At 57.8% G+C, this 19,233-nt stretch carries 27 protein-coding genes and 1 tRNA gene; 6 read left to right on the top strand and 22 right to left on the bottom strand.

All coding sequences use genetic code 11. The features are described from left to right. Nucleotides 1-328 precede the first annotated feature (328 nt). Complete coding sequence (locus tag ACI77H_RS23285; RefSeq protein WP_407014051.1) at nucleotides 329-550, bottom strand: hypothetical protein; 222 nt, start codon at nucleotides 548-550, stop codon at nucleotides 329-331. A gap of 190 nt (nucleotides 551-740) precedes the next feature. Between ACI77H_RS23285 and ACI77H_RS23280 the strand changes: the two genes are divergently transcribed. Together ACI77H_RS23280 and ACI77H_RS23275 are read left to right on the top strand one after the other, a co-directional pair. Then, nucleotides 741-827: transfer RNA gene (locus tag ACI77H_RS23280), tRNA-Leu, on the top strand. Nucleotides 828-989: 162 nt separating this feature from the next. Further along, nucleotides 990-2,216: a tyrosine-type recombinase/integrase gene (locus ACI77H_RS23275; protein ID WP_407014050.1), complete on the top strand. Its 1,227-nt coding sequence runs from the start codon at nucleotides 990-992 to the stop codon at nucleotides 2,214-2,216. Nucleotides 2,217-2,218: 2 nt separating this feature from the next. On the opposite strand, the gene ACI77H_RS23270 is transcribed toward ACI77H_RS23275, so the two are convergent. The 6 genes from ACI77H_RS23270 to ACI77H_RS23245 all read right to left on the bottom strand — a co-directional run bounded on the left by ACI77H_RS23270 (nucleotide 2,219) and on the right by ACI77H_RS23245 (nucleotide 7,372). Continuing rightward, a complete protein-coding gene (locus ACI77H_RS23270; protein WP_407014049.1) occupies nucleotides 2,219-2,434 on the bottom strand; it encodes a helix-turn-helix transcriptional regulator in 216 nt (71 codons plus the stop codon). A gap of 42 nt (nucleotides 2,435-2,476) precedes the next feature. Next, nucleotides 2,477-3,109 carry a hypothetical protein gene (locus ACI77H_RS23265; RefSeq protein ID WP_407014048.1) on the bottom strand — a complete coding sequence of 211 codons (633 nt, stop codon included), beginning with the start codon at nucleotides 3,107-3,109 and terminating at the stop codon, nucleotides 2,477-2,479. A 421-nt stretch (nucleotides 3,110-3,530) separates the two neighbouring features. Then, nucleotides 3,531-4,271: a hypothetical protein gene (locus ACI77H_RS23260; protein WP_407014047.1), complete on the bottom strand. Its 741-nt coding sequence runs from the start codon at nucleotides 4,269-4,271 to the stop codon at nucleotides 3,531-3,533. A gap of 46 nt (nucleotides 4,272-4,317) precedes the next feature. Beyond that, the gene (locus ACI77H_RS23255) at nucleotides 4,318-4,695 is read right to left on the bottom strand and encodes a hypothetical protein (RefSeq protein WP_407014046.1); all 378 of its coding nucleotides are present in this window, start codon (nucleotides 4,693-4,695) and stop codon (nucleotides 4,318-4,320) included. Then, entirely contained in the window at nucleotides 4,692-4,913 is a 222-nt protein-coding gene (locus ACI77H_RS23250) for a hypothetical protein (RefSeq protein ID WP_407014045.1), read from the bottom strand. Before ACI77H_RS23250 ends, ACI77H_RS23255 begins: the two co-directional genes overlap by 4 nt. A 653-nt stretch (nucleotides 4,914-5,566) precedes the next feature. Further along, entirely contained in the window at nucleotides 5,567-7,372 is a 1,806-nt protein-coding gene (locus ACI77H_RS23245; RefSeq protein ID WP_407014044.1) for a DNA cytosine methyltransferase, read from the bottom strand. A 59-nt stretch (nucleotides 7,373-7,431) separates the two neighbouring features. Here ACI77H_RS23245 and ACI77H_RS23240 point away from each other — a divergent pair, with 59 nt between their 5' ends. Beyond that, nucleotides 7,432-7,707: a hypothetical protein gene (locus tag ACI77H_RS23240; RefSeq protein WP_407014043.1), complete on the top strand. Its 276-nt coding sequence runs from the start codon at nucleotides 7,432-7,434 to the stop codon at nucleotides 7,705-7,707. A 266-nt stretch (nucleotides 7,708-7,973) separates the two neighbouring features. On the opposite strand, the gene ACI77H_RS23235 is transcribed toward ACI77H_RS23240, so the two are convergent. The 12 genes from ACI77H_RS23235 to ACI77H_RS23180 form a co-directional block, all read right to left on the bottom strand. After that, nucleotides 7,974-8,594 (bottom strand): hypothetical protein, encoded by a 621-nt coding sequence (locus ACI77H_RS23235; protein WP_407014042.1) that lies wholly within the window; start codon nucleotides 8,592-8,594, stop codon nucleotides 7,974-7,976. Nucleotides 8,595-8,655: 61 nt separating this feature from the next. Beyond that, on the bottom strand, nucleotides 8,656-8,967 hold the full coding sequence (locus tag ACI77H_RS23230; RefSeq protein WP_407014041.1) for a hypothetical protein: 312 nt from the start codon (nucleotides 8,965-8,967) through the stop codon (nucleotides 8,656-8,658). A gap of 81 nt (nucleotides 8,968-9,048) precedes the next feature. Beyond that, nucleotides 9,049-9,573, bottom strand: a complete 525-nt coding sequence (locus tag ACI77H_RS23225) for a hypothetical protein (RefSeq protein ID WP_407014040.1) — start codon at nucleotides 9,571-9,573, stop codon at nucleotides 9,049-9,051. Continuing rightward, nucleotides 9,570-10,187, bottom strand: coding sequence for a lambda exonuclease family protein (locus ACI77H_RS23220; protein ID WP_407014039.1), 618 nt, complete (start codon nucleotides 10,185-10,187; stop codon nucleotides 9,570-9,572). The genes ACI77H_RS23225 and ACI77H_RS23220 overlap by 4 nt, the downstream gene beginning before the upstream one ends. Beyond that, nucleotides 10,171-10,932 carry an ERF family protein gene (locus ACI77H_RS23215; protein WP_407014038.1) on the bottom strand — a complete coding sequence of 254 codons (762 nt, stop codon included), beginning with the start codon at nucleotides 10,930-10,932 and terminating at the stop codon, nucleotides 10,171-10,173. The genes ACI77H_RS23220 and ACI77H_RS23215 overlap by 17 nt, the downstream gene beginning before the upstream one ends. Before the next feature lie 10 nt (nucleotides 10,933-10,942). Further along, on the bottom strand, nucleotides 10,943-12,097 hold the full coding sequence (locus tag ACI77H_RS23210; RefSeq protein ID WP_407014037.1) for a hypothetical protein: 1,155 nt from the start codon (nucleotides 12,095-12,097) through the stop codon (nucleotides 10,943-10,945). Between the two features lie 157 nt (nucleotides 12,098-12,254). Then, entirely contained in the window at nucleotides 12,255-12,389 is a 135-nt protein-coding gene (locus tag ACI77H_RS23205; protein WP_407014036.1) for a hypothetical protein, read from the bottom strand. 214 nt (nucleotides 12,390-12,603) lie between these two features. Continuing rightward, nucleotides 12,604-12,801 carry a hypothetical protein gene (locus ACI77H_RS23200; RefSeq protein WP_407014035.1) on the bottom strand — a complete coding sequence of 66 codons (198 nt, stop codon included), beginning with the start codon at nucleotides 12,799-12,801 and terminating at the stop codon, nucleotides 12,604-12,606. Then, entirely contained in the window at nucleotides 12,798-12,989 is a 192-nt protein-coding gene (locus tag ACI77H_RS23195) for a hypothetical protein (protein ID WP_407014034.1), read from the bottom strand. The genes ACI77H_RS23200 and ACI77H_RS23195 overlap by 4 nt, the downstream gene beginning before the upstream one ends. Then, entirely contained in the window at nucleotides 12,986-13,423 is a 438-nt protein-coding gene (locus ACI77H_RS23190; protein WP_407014033.1) for a hypothetical protein, read from the bottom strand. Before ACI77H_RS23190 ends, ACI77H_RS23195 begins: the two co-directional genes overlap by 4 nt. A gap of 278 nt (nucleotides 13,424-13,701) precedes the next feature. Further along, nucleotides 13,702-14,019, bottom strand: a complete 318-nt coding sequence (locus ACI77H_RS23185; protein WP_407014032.1) for a hypothetical protein — start codon at nucleotides 14,017-14,019, stop codon at nucleotides 13,702-13,704. A 671-nt stretch (nucleotides 14,020-14,690) separates the two neighbouring features. Continuing rightward, the gene (locus ACI77H_RS23180) at nucleotides 14,691-14,993 is read right to left on the bottom strand and encodes a hypothetical protein (RefSeq protein WP_407014031.1); all 303 of its coding nucleotides are present in this window, start codon (nucleotides 14,991-14,993) and stop codon (nucleotides 14,691-14,693) included. 209 nt (nucleotides 14,994-15,202) lie between these two features. Between ACI77H_RS23180 and ACI77H_RS23175 the strand changes: the two genes are divergently transcribed. Beyond that, nucleotides 15,203-15,487 (top strand): hypothetical protein, encoded by a 285-nt coding sequence (locus ACI77H_RS23175; protein ID WP_242149914.1) that lies wholly within the window; start codon nucleotides 15,203-15,205, stop codon nucleotides 15,485-15,487. On the opposite strand, the gene ACI77H_RS23170 is transcribed toward ACI77H_RS23175, so the two are convergent. After that, a complete protein-coding gene (locus ACI77H_RS23170; RefSeq protein WP_242149911.1) occupies nucleotides 15,454-15,840 on the bottom strand; it encodes a hypothetical protein in 387 nt (128 codons plus the stop codon). The genes ACI77H_RS23175 and ACI77H_RS23170 overlap by 34 nt on opposite strands. 541 nt (nucleotides 15,841-16,381) lie before the next feature. Between ACI77H_RS23170 and ACI77H_RS23165 the strand changes: the two genes are divergently transcribed. After that, the gene (locus ACI77H_RS23165; protein ID WP_407014030.1) at nucleotides 16,382-16,693 is read left to right on the top strand and encodes a DUF1654 domain-containing protein; all 312 of its coding nucleotides are present in this window, start codon (nucleotides 16,382-16,384) and stop codon (nucleotides 16,691-16,693) included. Nucleotides 16,694-16,741: 48 nt separating this feature from the next. Here ACI77H_RS23165 and ACI77H_RS23160 read toward each other — a convergent pair whose 3' ends face one another. Next, nucleotides 16,742-17,539 (bottom strand): hypothetical protein, encoded by a 798-nt coding sequence (locus ACI77H_RS23160; protein WP_407014029.1) that lies wholly within the window; start codon nucleotides 17,537-17,539, stop codon nucleotides 16,742-16,744. Between the two features lie 502 nt (nucleotides 17,540-18,041). Between ACI77H_RS23160 and ACI77H_RS23155 the strand changes: the two genes are divergently transcribed. Continuing rightward, on the top strand, nucleotides 18,042-18,980 hold the full coding sequence (locus tag ACI77H_RS23155; RefSeq protein ID WP_407014028.1) for a hypothetical protein: 939 nt from the start codon (nucleotides 18,042-18,044) through the stop codon (nucleotides 18,978-18,980). Here ACI77H_RS23155 and ACI77H_RS23150 read toward each other — a convergent pair. Then, the gene (locus tag ACI77H_RS23150; protein ID WP_407014027.1) at nucleotides 18,949-19,233 is read right to left on the bottom strand and encodes a hypothetical protein; all 285 of its coding nucleotides are present in this window, start codon (nucleotides 19,231-19,233) and stop codon (nucleotides 18,949-18,951) included. The two genes, ACI77H_RS23155 and ACI77H_RS23150, sit on opposite strands and share 32 nt — an antisense overlap.

Here is a 19,233-nt window from a genome sequence, read left to right as displayed (position 1 = left end):
AATCGCTGTCCGTCAGCTCTCACTCGGGCGACGTCAGCACCGAAAGCGTCAGCTTGATGAACCCTTCGTTCTAGTCGATTGCATCAAGCGCGCCGCGCACGTTGTCCGCGAATTCGGCGGAGCCTCTCTGCTCGACCCAGTTGGACAGCTCAAGAGCGGCGGCCTCAAGGGCTAGTTGATTTTCGTTAATCTTGAAGAGCAGGGAAGGGAGAAGATCTGAGTTTGGCATGGCGAATCTGCCGTCGAGAGGTCAGCGTAGGCGTCAAAAAACTATTGCTGATGGAGTGGTGTATGTTCGGCAGGATGCAGTCTGGACGAGACGGTTGAGTCATATAACCCTGCCAAACTGTGGTGTTGTGGCCGCCAGCTGAAACAAAAAAGCCGTTCCGCAACCCAAAACCGGCCCCTTGATAGCTGTGGGATGCAGGCCTTTAAAAATCAGTAGCTTGCGGAACGCTAACGCTGCTAACCTATTGAAATAGCTTGTTTTGTGGATGAATTGAAAATCCACATACGTCGGTTCGATTTCGATTTCGATTTCGACCTCCACTTTAAACAAGCTCCGTAGATCGATAATTTACGGAGCTTTTTTATTTGCACTGCCTCGCAAGATTTAGTCTTGAAATGGGTATTTGCGAACTTGCTTCACCTGGATGGGATGTATATATTCCGTCCTCTGCTGCACAGGCGTCAGAATTGACAGAGCATTTGTCAGCCTTCCGACGGCTAACCGCGCTACCGCCCGAATGGCGAAACTGGTAGACGCATGGGACTTAAAATCCCCCGCTCGTAAGGGCGTGCCGGTTCGATTCCGGCTTCGGGCACCATTTTCGCTTCTCAGGCCTTACCAAGTCTTCTCAAAAAGCCCCGCAGGCATTGGCCTTCGGGGCTTTCTTGTATTCAGCTCTTCTCAAAGATTCTCACCCCTTCTCATAATTTTTAGTACATTGCCCAGCACATCTGAATTCGATTGCCCCGGGAATGTACTAATGCCTCTTACTGACACGGCCGTCAGGCAAGCAAAGCCCAAAGAAAAAGATTACAGCCTTAGCGATACCGCTGGTTTGTCTTTGTTCGTCGCCGCCAAAGGCACGAAAGCGTGGCACTTCCGTTTCTCATGGCACGGACAGCAGCCTCGCATATCCCTGGGCACCTATCCCGAAATTTCCCTGAAAGACGCACGCGAGCGTCGTGACGAGGCCAGATCCCTCATTGCCAAGGGCGTTGATCCTCGATCACAGCGCCGCGAAGAAAAGCGCGCAGCCAGTACCGGCGCCGTGAAAACGTTCGAAGTCGTAGCCAATGAATGGTACGCCTTCAAGTCGCCGCGAATGCTGGCCGCCAAAAAAGGTGGCGCCACCCAATCGCGCATGTACTTGGACAAGGATCTGATCCCGGCCCTGGGCAAAATCCCCGTGGCCGATGTGAAACGCTCCGATGTACTGAGCGCCATGCGTCGGGTCGAATCCCGAGGCGCACTGAACGTAGCCAGAAAGTGCCGGACTTGGCTCAACGAGATATTCCGTTTTGCCATTGCATCCGACTATATAGAAACGAATCCGGCTTCAGACCTCGACATCGTGGCAATGAAGGAGCCGCCAGAGAAGCACAACCCGATGCTTCGCCAAACGGAATTAAAAGACTTTTTGGTGGCTTTGCGTGCATTCAATGGCGCGGGCTATACGAAAAGCGCAATTCGCATCCTGCTGCTGACCGGAGTTCGCACGGGGGAGCTGCGCAATGCGACCTGGAGCCAGTTTGATCTGGATGGCGCGCTATGGACCATCCCGGCCGAAGGCGTGAAGCAGCTGCAGAAGGTTATTCGAGCAAAAGGAGGGGATAAGGTGCCGGCCTATCTGGTACCGCTATCGCGGCAGGCGGCTGAAGAGGTGCGTCAAGTTCATGAGCTGACCGGCCGTTACAAGCTGCTGATCCCGGGTCGGAGTGACCCGGGCAAGCCGATCAGCGACGGAACGGTCAATATGGCTCTGAAGCGCATGGGATATGAAGGCAGGCTGACCGGGCACGGTATCCGCGCCACGATCTCAACGGCCTTGAACGAGATGGGGTACAACGAGGATTGGATCGAGGCGCAGCTTTCGCACGCAAGCTCGAGCAAGGTTCGGAAAACGTATAACCATGCTGAGTACGTCGAGCAGCGGCGGGGGATGATGCAGGAGTGGGCTGACTATCTGGACAAGCTGGAGGGGGTTTAGGCTTATTGCGCCTGCTTTCGCATGGCTGCTCGATTGGTGGCCCACTGCATAACCTCCGAGCGGACCCAGGCCACGGCCTGTTCGCCAACTTTGACTTGACGCGGAAACTTGCCGCCACCGGCCATTCTGTAAATTGTTGCAGAGCTGAGGCCGGAGATTCGCAGAACCTCAGGCAGGCGGATGTACTCGATGATCTCATCGGTTTGTGCGGTATTCATTTGATGCTCCATGCCGCGCGTGGCGGCAGAAGGTGGGGAGGGTTAAGCCGTTTGTTTGGCGAGCAGCTCGGCGGATGTCGCGATGGCACGGCCAACCTTGGTTGCCGGCAGATCCCGGCCCGCCAGTGCGTCCATCAGGCAACCGGATACCAGGTCCAGCGCTGAGGCAAGCTCTGCTGTATTGGCAGAAGACTCCCGGCCCATATCCCAAAATCGTTGCGCCCAGTGACCTTCGGGCGGCGGGCAGCGATCCTGGGCTCCGAACGCCAGTGTCCCGACAATCGCATCGCACAGGTCGCGCTTGTAGGCGTTTTCACCGTCGATGCTGGCGCCCATCCGGCGAAGGTTGTTCAACGTTGCGTCGAAGTCCTCGCGGGTCATGTCGATCACATTTTTGCTGAGCGCGGTGATCTCAGCTTTCGCAGCGTTCAGCCGGTTCAGATCGGTCTGCCAGCCGGAGCGCAGGTACTTCGCTTCTTCAGTGGTCTGCTCCGCCAGGGTTTTCCAGTGATCGACCGGCGACCAGGGGCTGACGATCACGATGCACTTCGCCAGCGGTACCAGTTCGTTTTGCCTCGCGGCAAGGTCTTCAGCCTCTTCTTTGCTGGCGACGGCATAGAGATCGTCGGGGCCTTGGGCGTGAACTGCGTAAAGAACTTCAGTTTCTTCGGGCATGCGGAATTCCTCGCCCGTCGTTCACCGGCAGGCTCTTGTGTGGGGTAGGGGTTAGGCTGCTTTTCGTTTCGGCGGAGAGGGTGGAAACCCGAAGTGCACTCGACGTTTTCCCGTGTAGCCGCACTCGTTGCAGCCGCTGGCCTTGTGGGCGTTGTAGCCATAACTGCAAGAAGAGCAGTCGCAGCTACAGCCCGAGCACTCCATCGTGCACTGGCCAAGCTGCTCGACGTCGCTGTTACGGCTGATCAGGAAGCTCGACCGCCGATCCAGGCGGAAGCCGGTGATCTTCTCGGCGTCCTCATAAGTCGCGGGCTCTCGCCGAAATCCCCACTTGGCTGCCGGGTCATCAACGATTCGAGTGACTTCCCTCATCACCGCGGCCCTCGATAGCAGTACACGTAGGCGAACCAGGCGAGGGCGATCATGACTTCCTGCTCCGGCTCACATCTTCAACGGTGACGATGTGCGGAGCGATGTCCTTGATCGTGAAGAATTCGGGCTGGCAGTGTTTGCGCGCCCACGCCTTGAGCGGCCGCATGGCGCGTTCCAGTTCCAGCTTTGCGTCAGAATCCAGTGTTGGATAGTTGTCGACCCATTCACCAGCGTCGCTGTCATAGGCCCGCTCGCTCATGTGCTCGATCAAATCGTCTTGGTCAGGCAAGAAGATTGCAGGATCGTCCTTGCACTCAGTGCCGCGATATACCGTGCCGCCCTCGTACAGGCCGGCCCTGTAACTTGCCGGGTGCCCGTCGCCGTCGCTGTCATGGCCGTAGTTGTCTTTCAAGAGCTCGTCGAGACTGTCGTAATCCCAGGAGCCGTTCTCACCGGTGAGCGACCATTTCTCGCCGGTTGCGGGTGCTTCATAGTCAGGAATCGAGTTCGCCGCGGCGATAGGCAGGGCAGTCCTGAACTGCTCAAGGTACTCGGCCGGCTTCGATCCCCAGCGGTTGACCAAGCACTCAGCATCGACCACTGAACCTTCGTCTTCCGGCTCGCCTGACGGTTCTCCCGGCGCCATGAAGAACTCGCGCTCGACATCGTGCAAAAGATCGGAGAAGCGTTTGGTGTTTTCGATGTTGGCCAACAGCGTCGACAGTTCGTGGTTGGAGCTGAGGCCGAATACGTTGTAGATGCTGGCCAGCTCTGGCTTATGTTTGGGCATGCCGGTTCCTTGCCGCTATAGCGGCTGACTTTGAAGGGGGAGGGAGTTACTTGGCGTTGAGGGCGGCGATTTCGAACAGAAGAGCGTCAGCAGAAAGCTCGGCGGCCGTGTGATAGTTGGCGCCGGCGATAAGATCGGCTTGTCTGGCTGCCCGCGTCACGATCATCGACACAATTTTCGGATCGGGCAGCACGACTGCAGCCGCTTCCACCTCATCAATCCGCTGATCCGCTGCGTTCAGGCGCAGCTGCAGGGCTTGCTCGCGGCGTTCGGCGGCGAGGCATCGTTCGGCAGCATCCAGAAATAGGCGAGTCGCGTTGTCGTAGTCTTCAGCGAGGACTACGACCGGCTGAAACACTGCCTTGCTCTCGCCCTCGACGCCGGGGATAAACCCCTTCAATTTCCAACGCATTACTTCGCTCATGACTGTTCCTCGCAGCCGCACCGGGCTGGATGTGCTTGCGGTTGTTGGCAGGGTTTAACGGCGCGGCTCGCAGCACGTTTCATCAGTACTGCCATGTTGGCAAATTGCGCCATGACCTGTTCGCGACGCTCCAGCGCCTTTTCCGGAGTTTCGGTCAGCTGTTGGTACAGATCGGGGCTGACAATCATCGTCATCGGCGGAAGGAAATCGCTTTTCATGATTCGTATGTCACCCATCATGCAATCTCCATCGATACCAGATCATGGGCATTCACTACCGGCGCCGGGTTGTCGTGGCCAGGGCAGCCCTTTCCGGCGAAGTCGAAGCCCTCACAAGGTGGCCCGAATGGCAGCACTTCTTTGCCCTGGGCCACTCCAGCAGGTGATCCTTGGCTTCCTCGGCAGTGCAGGGGCGACCACCCTCAAGGTTGAACATGCCTTTTAACTGACGCTTGCTGAAGTCGCGAATTGCCCCGCGCACGCTCAGATGAATGTGGAAAGTGCGACCGTGTGGGCCAAATGGATCAGCTTGTTTGTTTTCTGTGGGCATGGGGCGTCCTATGCCGGGGCATGCCCGGGTGGTGGAGTTGGGTTTTTGGTCTACGCTTATTTCTCTGCGGAGAGGGGTACGTAATGACTGAGGATCGGATTGTTGCGCTTGAACTAGCACTGAGATACGTCATTGGGACAGCGAGACTTCAGGGCATAGATATTGATGAGCTTTGTCGGATGACGACCGAGGTAATTAAGGGAGATGAATCATTGAAGTGGAGTAGGGCTGGGTTGTTGAAAGAGGCGATCAATGAAATTGAAAATGCCAAAGAGAGCTTTCCATCATTCCGCAGGAAGCCAGCGCGATAGGTGAAGTTAGGTCAGGCCGCGAGTCGCTGATAAAGCTCGATGATGTCAGCGGCGTTTGCACCGACCAAAGCCTCTGCTTCATCCGGACAAACGCTGTTGCCGATCAGCCGGACCTGATCCGTCTTGTTGATGTCGCGCCACTCCTCGGCGCCAGTGACCGGATCGACGAACAGCCCGCGGTCGATGATGTAATCCTTGTCGAAGCCTTGTGCGGCTTTCAACTCTGGCGGTTGCAGCATGCGTAGGGTGATATCCACCAGCACATAGCCGCCAACCATGATCATTTCAGCCGGGTCTTTGAAGTGTTCCGGCAGGTGTTCGTGCATGAAGGCGGCACAGCGCCGGGCGCCTTCCATCTGCTCAAGTGTGAGCGTGTCTGGCACCTGAACCACCTCGACCAGTGCGACCCGATCCTTTGTTGGCAGGGTGTGCATCGGCTCGGTCAGCGAAATGCCGTCCTTCTCGTTGCCGTAGTACTTCACCAGGTAGGCATTGACCAACCGTTGATTCGAGCCGGACTGGCAAATGGTCGAGATCGGGTCATAGGCCGAGCGGCCATCACCTTTGTAGAACCCGCCGTTCGCCTGCTCGAAGAATGCCGCAACGACGCCGTGCCGGGCGGCCCCGGCGAGCACCGTTTGGGTAGGCTCATCCGGTGAGCTACCGACTGCGTTCTGGCCGAAGGCGGTCATGTGCGCGGCGACCATCGCGAAGTGCCCACCTTTGACCTGGGCAACCTGAGTGCGCAGCGGCTCTTGCGCATCGAAGTTGCGTTGCGATGATCCGTTGGCGCACTCGGTGAGGAATGGCGCCGCTACCGGCTGCACCAATGCGTGGTGGGTGCCGCCGGCGCTGATGGTCGATAGTGCTTCGTCCACGCCGTGGGTGCTGTTATGCGCTGCCGACGTTCCGCGCATCGGGACAATGAACGGCTTCGCACTGGTCAGTACGTGCCGCCAGCAGCCCTTTGCCACGCGGCGCATGGTGTTCACTGCCATTGGCTTCTCGCGGAAGATCGTGCGGCCCAAGTTGCTCCAGTCGATGCACTCCGCGGCGGTGCGCCAAGGTTGCTGTTTCGATGTCGGTTTCTTATGACGCTTCGGCTCCGGCCAAACGATTGCCTTGCCATCGCTGCGCGCCACCAGGTACAGACGCTTGCGAATGGTTGGGGTGCCAGCGTTGGCTGCAATGCGCTCCCGCCATTCGACGTTGTAGCCCAAACCCCGAACCAAGCTTTCCACCGGCACAAATTCGCCAATGGACTCGAGAATCTCCGGCATGTCTGGGTGGTCGGCTGGTAGCCCGGTGCTGAGCGCGGCAATGAATGACTTGAAGGTACGGCCCCGCTCAGCCTTGATCGGCTGGCCTTCTTCGTCAATTGGGCCCCAGTCGCAGAACTCTTCGACGTTCTCCAGAAACATCAGGCGCGGGCGGGTGGCATGCGCCCAGCGTACAACGACCCAGGCCAGGCCGCGGACACCACGATCACGTGGCGCGCCGCCCTTGGCCTTGCTGTGGTGGCGGCAGTCCGGCGATGCCCAGAGGATGCCGACTGGCTGTCCGCCCGTGGCGTGGACCGGATCCACCTCGAACACGTCGGCGACGTAGTGGGCTGTCTCCGGATGGTTGGCGCGGTGCACGGCCAGCGCGATTGGGTTGTGGTTCACCGCGACATCCGGCTCCCGGTACGCCCGGGCGATGCCGGTACTTGCGCCACCGCCGCCGGCGAACAAGTCCACCACCAGTTCTTTCTGAAAGGGCAGGCCCATGCTTGGCTGGCCGTGGATGAACTGGGGTTTCTTCTGGTGAGCGGACATAGAGGATCCTCGACGGGTATAGTCGGAAGTTCGATGGTTTCTGGAAGTGGGGTAAAGCTGTGAAAGATCCGCACAATACGGTTGAGCGACTGACAAAAGCGCTTGAGGCAATGGCTACCGGCGGAAGTGCGTCTCACCGCGCCCACGTCGTTTACGCTGAGCTATTCCCGTTGCAGGCTTCTGAGTTCCCGAACGAAGATGCTCGATCTCTTTTCGAGAAGATCATTTCATTCGATGCAAACCGCTCAGCCATTGCACTCGAAGAGTACGAGCAGTTGTTTCAAAGTGCCTGGGATCTTTACTGGCTGATGTCTGCCAACCGCCAATACAAATAGGCCAGGGTGGCGTGATTGGTTGAAGTGGGGTATTTGTGTGCGTCGATCAATTGACCATGGACATGAAGTAATGCAATGCAAAGCGAAAGACTGCGGTGAAGAATTCGATATCGAGTTCTATCAGGGCCAGTCGGACAAAATCATCGAGTGTCATCACTGCGAGGCAAAGCACCTCGTTAGCTGGGTGGGGATACCAGGCTCAGCAGCCTTCCACAGTAGGTTGCTAGAATTGAGCGAGTGAGTTCAGCGCAATAGGCGAGGGCGGGTCAGGGGGCATTGTTTGCGCCGCAGTTCCGGCAGTCTTGCTGGTATCGCTGTAAGTCGCTGATGAACCGTCCGCACCCATCGCAGTTGAAAACTTCTTTGCGCGGTTTCTTCGGCTTCACCAGCTTGATGCCGGTGCCGCGTAGGGCTTCCTTGATCGAAACCTCCCCGGCGTGAACCAGGCGACGGGCTTTGGCAGTGATGTACGCCAAGGGCAGAGGTTGGTAACCGCGAGCAGCCAGCCCCGCCACATGCCCGACGCTAAAGGTTTTGGCCAGCAGCAGGTTTGAAGTTCTCCCGCCTTCGCGCGACAAGAACACCAAATCGTTGCCATTCCATTCGCGGTGGTAGGCGGCGAAGAAGCGCGTTTCGCCTTCCGTAGCTCCTGCAGCTTCTTCGGGCATGACGTATTGGCAATCGACGCCGGTATGCGCCCGAGCATCGATGTACGACTTCGGCCAGGGCACGTCGGTCTCCCGGCTTTTGTGCTGGCCGACCGCACTGGCCAGGGTGCGTACCTCGGCGCGATCCAGGTTCGTCGTGTAGCCACCGCCCTGCGCCCAGAACATCAAACCGTCGCCTGTGTTACCGCGACTGTCTTGCAAATAAAATTCATCGTCCATGGTGTTCTCCAATGCCGGCGCCGCCCTCCGTGACCGGATGCAGCGAGTAGGGTGGGGGGGATTATTCGTCGCGACAGATGCGAAGGGCTTCGCGGTTGTAGGCGAGCGTCAATTTTGCCGACACGTTTTCGGGTATAACGTATTCTTGTCGCGGCGGCTCAAGCAGAGGAAGGGCGCCACCCGGGCCAAGTCCGTGCAGGTGGTGAATCATCAGCGTGATCGCCTCGCCCTGTTCCTCGATGCCACTCCAGGCCATCAGCTCAGCGAGGGCTTGCCTCGTTCCGGCCATGCAGTGCAGCCTGATCTCTTCCTCGCCGCGAGTCTTTCGCCTCGCCGCAGTCTTTGCTGATCTGTCTTTCGGTTCGGTAGCCATGACCTACCTCTTCAATTCCGCTGGCCGGCAAGTCCAGCCATGTCTGTCGTCGGCGCTGGCGCACCTGGTTGTTGATGCGTCTCATCGAAACGCCGGCTTCATTTTCGGGTAATCGATGGCGTAATCCGTTAGCAGCCGCCCCAATAGTGTTGTGCTGATGCCGAGGGCCTTGGCGCACTGGCTTCGATTGATGCCCTTCACCATGCAGTCTTTCACTCTGATGACCATCAGTGCTTCGGATTCAGGGTTTAGCTTGTTCGGCGCGAAGGCGTGTTTGACGCCGACGGTGAACTCGATCCCGTAGCGCCTCGCAATTCCGCGCAGAACGCCACGCGCAATACCTTCGTTCTCGCAGATTTCAACGGCATTGAGGGTCTTGGCCAGCTCCCGGATGCGCGCGGCTTGCTGGTCAGCCTGAAGCTTTGCCGCAGCGCCTTGGAAGTTCGCGCCCTTGTAGTCCTGGCCATATGGTTTTGGCGGGGCCGATTCAGTCCCTGTGATCTTTCCGCCCATGGCCAGGAATTGGGCGACCTGCGCCGCCAGCTGGCGGCGGTCAGGGTCGTGCGCTTTTATCGTACTGAGTTCGTTGCTGATATAGGCGCTCATGCTGCGATCCCCAGCACCTTGTTCATGCGCTCATCAAGGATTTCGTAGAAGGTTTTCACCCGCTCGACGAGCTTGCGAATCATCACTTCGTCACGGTAGGCGCGCTTGATGAACAGCGGCATGCCCGGCCAGTAGCACACGAAGTCGATCCACTCGCGCTCCGAAACCCACAGGCCGCCCTGGCACTGGGCAATGTGCTCCTTGGGAATTTCACCGCCGAGGATCACTTCAACCTGCAGCTTCGGCAGCTTGGTTTTTATCTCGGTCAAGCCGTTCTCACCGATCAGCGAGTCGGGCGAATAGCCGATGCCGTGGTTGAGGATGATTCCGACCTGGTGTGTGGTCACGTCGGCCTGAGCCTGATACAGGCCGCGGGCGATCCCCTCGTATTCGTGTCCCCGTTCGGTGTGGCGGTTGCCCTGGAACGGGTCAGCCGCTTCTCCGGTGATACGCTCGCCAATCAGGGTGTTCATGTAGGTGAACGCCCCGGCGCCGAAACCGGCTTCGCCTTTGCCGTTGACCAGCAGGCTGTCCAACTCAGAACAGGTGATGATGCCCAGGCGCAAGTCCAGCCACGCCTGAGTGCCTTGCTCCACATCACTGATGATTTGCATTGTCTGACTCCGCTTTCGCTGCAGATTTGGTGAGGCCGCCAAGCACGCGGTCGAAGTCGGCCTTGCTGACGTCGGTGGTGGTGCCGTACATGCCAGCAAACGCTTCCTTGGCCTTCTCACTGCACTTGTCGAGCAGGGCCTGAAGTTGGCGGGCCTGAATTGTCGTGACGGTGGCGCTCGGAACAGCGGCATGGCCGTCGTCGTCTTCGCCGCGAGTGGTCAAGTTGAGCAGAGCAGACATGACGTAGCGTTTGCCGTAGCTGGTGGATGAGCCCACGGCCTGGACTGCGTTCTTGCTGCCGCTGGTGTCGAGCGGCAGCAGCATGGTTGTATCTTCGCGGTGGCCGGCTCGGTGCATCAGGATGCCCGTTACGCTCAGACCGGCGGCCACGTTCTCGACCTTGAAGCTGATGGCGAAGCCGTGGATCTGCATGATCGGCTTGATCACGTCATTGATGTCTTCGAAGGTGGCGTAGTCGCTGCGTTTCTGGCCGTTGACCACGATTGCGCCGCGCTCCGCGATGCTCGGGATGTCGCTCTGCATCGCCGCCATGGCTGCGTTGAATTCCGCCTGGGCGTCGCGAGCCTGCATGCGTTCGTGCATCGCCATCAAGCGCTCAAGCTTGTCGATGTCGCAGGTTGGATCGGCAGCGGCCCGACTGATGACAGCCATGATGCTGTTGTCCGCGGAGATTGGCGCCACAACTTGGCGGCGCTGCTCTGGCATGATGATTTCGGTACCCATGCTGGCTTCCTCAATAAGTAATCGAAATGGCTGGAATCTTGCGCTGAGCGATCAGGGTGACCGCCTGCTTGGCACACGCTTCTGGCATACCGCCGGCGATGAATGCTTCCAGAGCTGCGCGGTTGATCGTCTTCTTGTGCTCAAGGTCAGCTTCGCGGGCTTCGGCTTCCCGCTTGATGCGTGCTGCTTCAGCTTGCTGGCGAGCAACTTCATCGCGCTGGGCCTTAGCAACCGCTTCTGCCTGGCGCTGTTCTGCAGCGATCCGGTCCTGCTCGGCGCGCTGTTCCGCCGCCAGACGGTTGGCTTCTGCCTGCTCAGCGGCGAGTTGCGCCTGTTCGGCCTGAAGCTTGAGCTGGCGACGCTGGAGTTCGGCTGCCGCTTCAGCATCTGCTGCGGCTTTCTCAGCTGTGCGCTTGGCGTTGGCGGCGCTGTCGATCAGCTCCTGCTCGCGGCGGGCAGCGGCTTCTCGCTCGGCCTGAGCGCGCTGCTCGGCTTCACGCAGAGCTCGTTCTTCGGCTTCCCGTGCGATACGAGCCTCACGCTCTTGCTGTTCGCGCAGTTCATCTTCAGCGCGGCGGCGGGCCAGCTCTGCCTGATCGGCTTCGTATTGCCGGCGGGCGGTGAGGGCGGCGCGCAAGATGACAAGCGCTTTGTCCTTGGCGCGGGCGGCTTCCGCCTCAAACTCTTCCCATCCGTCGCCCAGGGCGATTGCCTCAATCTGTGCGACTCGATCGGTCAGGTCTTCGGCGGTGATTCCGTCCAGGTCGATGGCTGTCAGCCTGACTTTCTCGATCGCAGAGTTGTGCTTGTCGACCCGAGCATCCTCGATGGCCTGCCACTCATTCAGCGGCCGGCGGACTTCTTCCTGCCAGGCTTCCAGAGTGTCCCGAACGCGTTTTCGCTCGGCGTCGATCTTCTTCGGCACTTCCTTCAGGTCGGCGACCAGCTTCTTGCCGACGTCGTCCAATGCCGTTTTGGAGCGGGCGACGGCGTAGGCCATCGAAGCGATCGCTTCACGGCCCTTGCGAGTGCTGATGTCCGGTGTGAAGCCGTCGATCTTGGAGCGGATCACCTGCAGCCAAGGCTCAAGGCCATTTTCAGCGGAGTAGACGGCGAGTGCGGTTTCTTGCGGCGGCACGACGGCCAGTTCGGTATTTGCGGACACGACAGAATCCTCGCCGCGATGCACGCAGCGTTTGAAGGTGTGGGTTATTGAGTGATCTGGCCGCAGTAAGCGCTTGCCAGCATCTAGGCAGTGAAGAAGAGCAGGGCGATGGCTGAACCGCGCCAGAACCAGTAGCGTTTGGCGCGCTGGTATGAGGTCATGGCGAACACATCGGCAAGGCGCTGTAGCAGTAGTAGCGCCGCTCGGTGCCGTCGTCGTAATTGACCTCGCCAGATGCACCGCAACCGCATGCGGCTATTTCGGGTTCGTCTTCTTCTGGCTGATCTGCCATCTGACAATTCGTGCCGCCGCAGTGCGGACATTCTGTATGGGTCAAGTTGCTAAATGGGCCCATCCATCGAATGCCCGCCTGATTGCAGTTACCGCAAATCATGCTCATCGCGACACCGCCAATGACACCTGAGCCTGCTGCTGAATCTCGCGCATCTCTGCGTAGATGCCCCACCAGAAGACAGTGACGACGACGCACAGCCACCAAAAGGGCTTCATGGCCGAACCCTTACGGCGATGCGACGACCTTTCATGGTGGGCGCCAGGCGCTGCGGTAGGTTGGCGACCAGCTCGTCACGCCCGCGGCCGATCACCTCGTTGAAGGGGAGGCCGAACCCGAGCACGGCGATCTTGCGCTCTATGTCATCGAGCTGTTCGTCGATCAGTGATTTAACCGGTGCAGTGCTGCTCATGCGAACTCCTTGCGCTGCCTGCAGTGTTTCAGCAGGCGCTGGCAGTAGTGACTGAACTCTTCGAGGGTGATCAGTTGGTCGGTCATCAAATTGGTGATGATCTGTTGAACCAGAATTCTGTTGCCGGGTGGGCTGTCTGGATGGGTCAGGCTATCCAGCGCTTCGTCGATCAGGATGTGCGGGCTCATGGCTCTCCATCCACATCGTCTTCAGCTTCTTCGCGATGGGCGGCGGCTGCGTCGGCGGCGTGCGGCCGGAGCAGGTCGGCGGCGATTTCCTCCAGTCGTTCGATCAGTCGGTCACTGCCCAATAGGTACTTGGCATGAGTGCGGCAGTCGCTGCCACTGCCGACAGCTGAACTGATGACCAGCTTGGCGAACGAGTCGCGGTCATCAAGGCCGTCAATCTGGCGTTGATTCAGATGCAATTGCAGGTGTGTGGCGAACTCGGCCGCCGTTACCTTCTGCACCAGGCCAACCCGGCGCTTCCACGTTACGTCCGTTCCGCACACCAGCTGCTCAGCAGCGCTTTCCAGCCACTTGCGCTGGTCGTCATGCTCGCTCACCGGTGGAGGCAACTTTGCGTCGTAGTTCAACTGACAAATCTTCAATGCTGCGTTCATGGCTGCGTACTCGCTTTCTGCGCTCGGTAGCGGCGTACGTAGCCGTCAGTGAGGCGCTTGATGATTCGGGGATAGCGGTCTGGATGGTGGAGTCGGCACGGAAGATCCTCGCGACCCCAGCCTTCGTGGTCGCAGTAATCACAGTCGCAATGCATATTCAGCAGCGCTTTTGCCTCAGCCTTACATGCGGCGCGAAGCGTGAACCACCGGCGCCCACCGCCACGGAACACCGCGGCATTCTCAGTCGTGACGGCCATGGCGACCTCCAGTGTTTGGGGTTAGGCGGTTGCTCTGGCGATGGCGGCGTCGATCTTTTTGACCGTGGCGTGTTGCGCCACCTTGTCGTCGGTATCGAACCAGTCAGGCGCCCCAACCTTGAGTGCCGTGGCGATCACTTGGCGGGACTCAATGAGCGCCCCCAGCAGTTCAGGCGCGGCAGCCATCAGCTTGGCGTTGGCTTCGCCTTCTGCGATTAGGTGGTTGTAGGACGCGATCACGATGTCGCCATCTTCCGCAGTTACCTGGGCTTCAATCTTGTCGAGCGGGTTGTAACCAGACCAATAGGACCAAGGCCCGGGCGTGTGCTTGGTTTCCATGACTCTCTCCATTCGTTGGTTCACCTGTATTCGTCAAAACTCATGCCTCCCGCTGGTTGCCGATGGGCGCGGGGGAGGAGTGCTGACGGGTAAAGGCGAGGCGTAAAAAAGCCCAGTCGAAACCGGGCTTTTCCCTCTTTACCTACAAGCCTGCCGGGCGCATGAGGCGTCGGGCAGCTATTGGCTAGTCCATGATGAAGCCCTCCGTTGTTCGCTCACTGGGAAGGCAGTGGCCACCTATCGAAGCTGCATTGGAATGTCGGTCCACACCATTTTTGCAATCGACGTCCGGGTATTCGCCACAATCTGATTGCTCTGGAGATGCTTTTTTCATGACCCGCCGACATTCCGATGCAGCCTCTTTCGAGGTGATCGGGCCAGTCTTTCCCGGCTGTCCGTCGTACTCTTCCGACTGTCAGCGTGCTTGATATGGCTCATTGGCTAAGCCCCGGCTTCAGTAGTAGTCGGCACTCCGATGTCTTCTGGTCGTATGGGCTAAACCTCCCATGCCTTCCACCAGGCCTGTCATCGTTCGGGTTGCTCTGCTGCAGATGGCCGAATAAGGCTGCTACGTCTATTTGTTGATTGCCTCAGCTCCCGCTGGTCCGAGGCCACGTCCGCTTTCATCTGCATCCGTCTGCCCACTCAGTGAATGGGCAGAGGTGATGCGATCAGATAATCGCTGTCATAGTCTTGGAACCGTCGCCATGTTCAGTGGTGATCATCATTGGAACGGATCGGCGTCCGCGACGGATAAGCGCATTTGCCTGCATAAACACCGGGTTTGGCTCGCCGTCGCCATCCGGTAAAAGGCTACTGCAAACCAGACCAGAGCAATCCTCGCCATTCGGGCCCTCTCCGTCGTGTGCGATGTCAAAGCTGGCCATCATCGCAATGCCCTGGGCCTTGCAGATTTCGATGATTTGCAGCATCAGCGGGCTGATCTGACTGTCATAAATCTCTTCTTTGTTCATGTCTTGCTCCCGTGTGATTTCCAATGCCGCCTCATAGAAGCGGCATCAGTAAATCTGTGGCGCCGTGACCCGCTACTGGCGTCGGTCACCGGTTTGAATCAAATGTGGTTGCCTGTTTTTACAGGGGCAGGCTCCCTGTTTCCTCGCTTTCCACAGTCGAGGGAAACCCATATGCTTCGGCCTCCACAGTCGAAACAAGGAATGTCGCAATGGCGGAATATATGGTGCGTGTTGGACTATCTAATGCGGGCGGGGATGATTACAGCGATCTCCATGATGCAATGGAGGTGCTTGGCCTTAAGAGAACGGTGGTTTTCGAAAATGGGAAAAGATACAAGATGCCAAATGGTACTTACTTTGGCTCAAGCTCCCTCGGAACCACTGCGCTGAGAGACAAGGTGAAATCGATTGCCGATCCTCTAGCCGTACTAGGAGCCGCATCTGTCTTCGTGTGCCAGTCTCAAGATTGGCAGGCTTGGCTTTTCGAGGACTGACTTGATCCACCACCAGCGGAAGGCTTTCCTTTAGGCATTTCGCTGACCCAGTAGGCCAGGTGATTCGACGCGATGGCGAAAGCCTCATCAAAAGTGACGCTTTCATCCGTCGAGACCTCCTGAACAATCTTGCGAAACCGCTCAATCTGTTCTTCGTTCATTTCCTTACTCCGGCTTGATTCAGTGGCCAGGAACTGCGGGTAAGTGGCGGCGGGGTCCTGCTCAGCACCTTGTCGCCACAACTCTACAAAGTGCCGGTAAGCAGATTCGGCGAACTGCTTGGCCAACTGGTCGAACTCTTCGGTGCCAGGTTTTGGAATCACTTCGATAGTCAGCCCTTCAATTTTTGCCATCTTCACTCTCCTGCTTTCCGCGTGGTCCTGAAGTAGGGCCACCTGGAGAGCATCCTGCCCGCTGGTAACGGGCAGGTAATCTCTATTCCTTGCATAGGCCAACGGTCGCTTTCCCGTTGATGTCTTTCAGCGCGACACGGGATCAAGGTCCCAAGGCCAAACGCTTACTCACCACCACGCAGCTTCTCCAGCTACGCCCTCCGAATGAGGTCTCCTATGCCCAGCGCCGACATGAGGTCGAATCGCTGCGTACCGTTGCGCGGTACGTCCGCTGGCTATGCATCGGCCAGCTCGGCGTCCATCAAGTTGTTAAAGAGCGAGAGCCGAGGCCCTGGCGAAGTCCCTGTTGGGTGACTCGATGGAGGCAAATATGAACTACTGGTTCACATTGAGTCAAGTACCAAAAGTACATAATTTTTGTTGGTTCATTTTCGAGTCCCTACAGCGCCGCTCTGAAGGGGATTTACGACGAACCAAAGGTTCGCTATATTCGCTTTCGAGTACTGGATATATGTACAGCATTTAATCGGGAGAGTATTTCATGGCGAAGAAGCAGGCGGCACCGGCAGCACGGCAGGAAATGAGCGGCATGGCGCGCCTGGGGCTGCGCGTCTCATCGATGATCAATCACCCGATCGCCCAGGAGCGGCGGGAGGTGACGATTCATCGCCTGGACACGGACGGGGATCGGGAGTGGGAAGAGGTACTTAGCGTGATAGCCGAAACTGACGAGCTTGAATTGACGCTCAATGACGACGGCAGCGTGACCGTGAGATGGGAGCAGCAGGAAGTGGAGACGGCGGGAAGGGGAGAGGTTGAGTTTGAGCCAGAAGAGGAACCGGCGCCGTTCTGATGGGCATGAAAAAGCCCGCACTTGGCGGGCTTGCTTTCTATGTAGCTGTTACCAGTCAAGCATCTCCGGGACTATCCACTCCGGAGGCTGGCCGTCTTTAGATATTCGGACCATTCCAGCGTCCAACTGGTAGACCTGAACTACAGCGCCGATCTTGACTCCGCGTTTTATGGCGGCCGATGGGTCGGCGGTAGTGCGGATGGGCGCCGCGAATGTAGCAGGCTTGGATTTGCTTCCAATCTTCAGGGTGAGAGATTTGGCCGATGGTTTTGCCGGATCGCCTGAAGCGCTTGGAGGCTTGGAAAAAATGGCCCACTTAGTCAGCGTCCAATAGTTGAGCTTCCCGAGATCTGGGTTTTTACTATATTCCGAGGCGAGCTTTAGGCCGATTTGCATGTGGTCGCCACGGACCTGCATTACTGTCCATGATATGTCAGAGCTGACATTGCTCTGATGGAAACAGTATCTGGACCCAGTGATCTCAGCCCAGGCCGTGTATTCCGCTCTGGCGTAGTGGTCAAGAGCCCTATCGAGGTCACTTCCGGTCATGCAGGCAATAGCTGACGAGTCCAGCCAGACTTGCTGATCGGCTCTTGGTGTCAGTGGCGATGACGACGATGAGCCTCCAGATTGCAGAGAAGATCTGTCGGACATCGCTCCAAATATCATCAGGGCGCCAAATGCGATGACCGGGGTCAGCACTATCCACAGCAGTATCTTGCCCAACGATACAGGCTTTGCAGCCTGGGGCGAGGTCGCCGTTGTTAGGTCGGCCTGGCAGTGCCTGCACCGAATTGCCTCTGCCTTGATCGTTTCTGCGCAATAAGGACATGCCTTTTCTTCCATTGCCAACCGCTCCCGTAATTGAGCCAGCACTCTACCATTCGTGGCGTACAGCCACCACTGGTCGCCCAAAGTGCCATCATGGTGAGCGCTCGCTGTAACCTGACCTCTACTCCCATAGACGAACACTAGGGGCTCCAATGCGAGAGGCACAGCGAACACTGGCCATGACAGCCTGGCGAAAGCTATTCATCCTGGCTGAATTCCAAATAGACGCAGAGGAAAAGTACTTCGGATTGCTGAGGCGGGCGGATGCGATGGAGCATGCCGACCTCATCACAAGTGACGAGTGGCGAAGGCTGGTCCAGCAGGCGGGGACGTCGCTTGCCAGCACGGCGGAGTGCATGGGCGGCGCGGGGTAGGGAACGACAGAAACAAGAAACCCGGCGCTGGGCCGGGCTGTTCAGTGATTGTCCGTACATCAAGGCTTTCAATTGGACGAATGACTCGCCTTTCGACGATCATAGTCATAACTTAAAGCAAATTATTGGTAAGGACACCAGGGATGACCGAATTCATGGCCCAGCATTCTAGATTCCACCTTGTTTACGACGGCCCGGCACTCGACGAGCACCGGATGGACGTTCGTGCGCTTGCACCAGCTCTGCTTGCGATGGGCGACCTAGTAGAGCGGGCGAATATGATCCTGAATGGCGAGCAGGTGAAGGTGTCTGTGGATGTTCATGCGTCCTTTAAAGCCGGCTCCTTTGGGATTGACATGGAGCTGGCTCAAAGCCTTTGGCAGAAGGTACTCGATCTTACCAGCGGGCAATCCGTCGTAAGTATTGCCACCATATGTACCCTTCTCGGATTTTCTGTGCGCGACAGCTGTAAGGGCGTCATACAGGTCATTAAATGGCTTCGCGGGCGAGGCGTAACGCGCATTGAGCCGCTGGAAAGCGGTGTTGTCCGCCTCTTTGTAGGCGACGAGCACATGGATACAGAAGAGCGGGTACTAAAGCTGGTTCAGGACTACAAATTGCGGAAGGCATTAGAGGGTGTAATCACTGAGCCACTGGAGAGAGAGGGCATCACTTCTGTGTCCACCGTCGAGGGCGACCAGGTGATCATGCATGTGGAGCGAAGCGAATCCTACTACTTCAAGACGCCAGCGCCGCAGGATGAAACACTGGGAGAAGATACGTACATCGCCAACCTGCAGGTATTGAATCTGGCCTTCCAAGATGACAACAAGTGGCGATTTACAGAGGGTGGGGGAAATATTTTTTACGCCACCGTCCTGGATTCAGAGTTTTTAAAGCGAGTCCATCTCAATTTAGAGCAGTTCGCCAAGGATGACATCATCCGAGCAAGCGTCCGCCGTACTCAGAGAATCACCAAGGATGGACTGAGAGCCGAATATGAAGTGCTGAAGATCATGGAGCACCGTAGTGCAACCCCGAAAGTACAACTCAAGATGAATTTTGACCCGGACGACAATTGACGTCCGAAGTCTCCTCATCTGCTTTGCCCCGCACAATCCTTCCCACCTTCACATCTTCCGCATACCCCGCCAGCCTGTCCTCTGCATCCGGAAACCCATCGATGATCGTGAGCAGCTTTCGCGCATCATCCTCGAGCCCTACCTCAGATAGCCGTATGGCCATCTTCATCAGATCTACGCCTGACCACTTAAGCAGGGCCGCTACCTCTTTCAAGTCGCGGCGCAGGTCTTCGCTGGGTTTGGTGAGGGGCAT

It is taken from the genome of Pseudomonas sp. O230 (assembly GCF_045447035.1).
Lineage (GTDB): Bacteria > Pseudomonadota > Gammaproteobacteria > Pseudomonadales > Pseudomonadaceae > Aquipseudomonas.
Note: the sequence above shows the minus strand (reverse complement) of the source record. Positions and strands in the feature narration are given on the sequence as shown.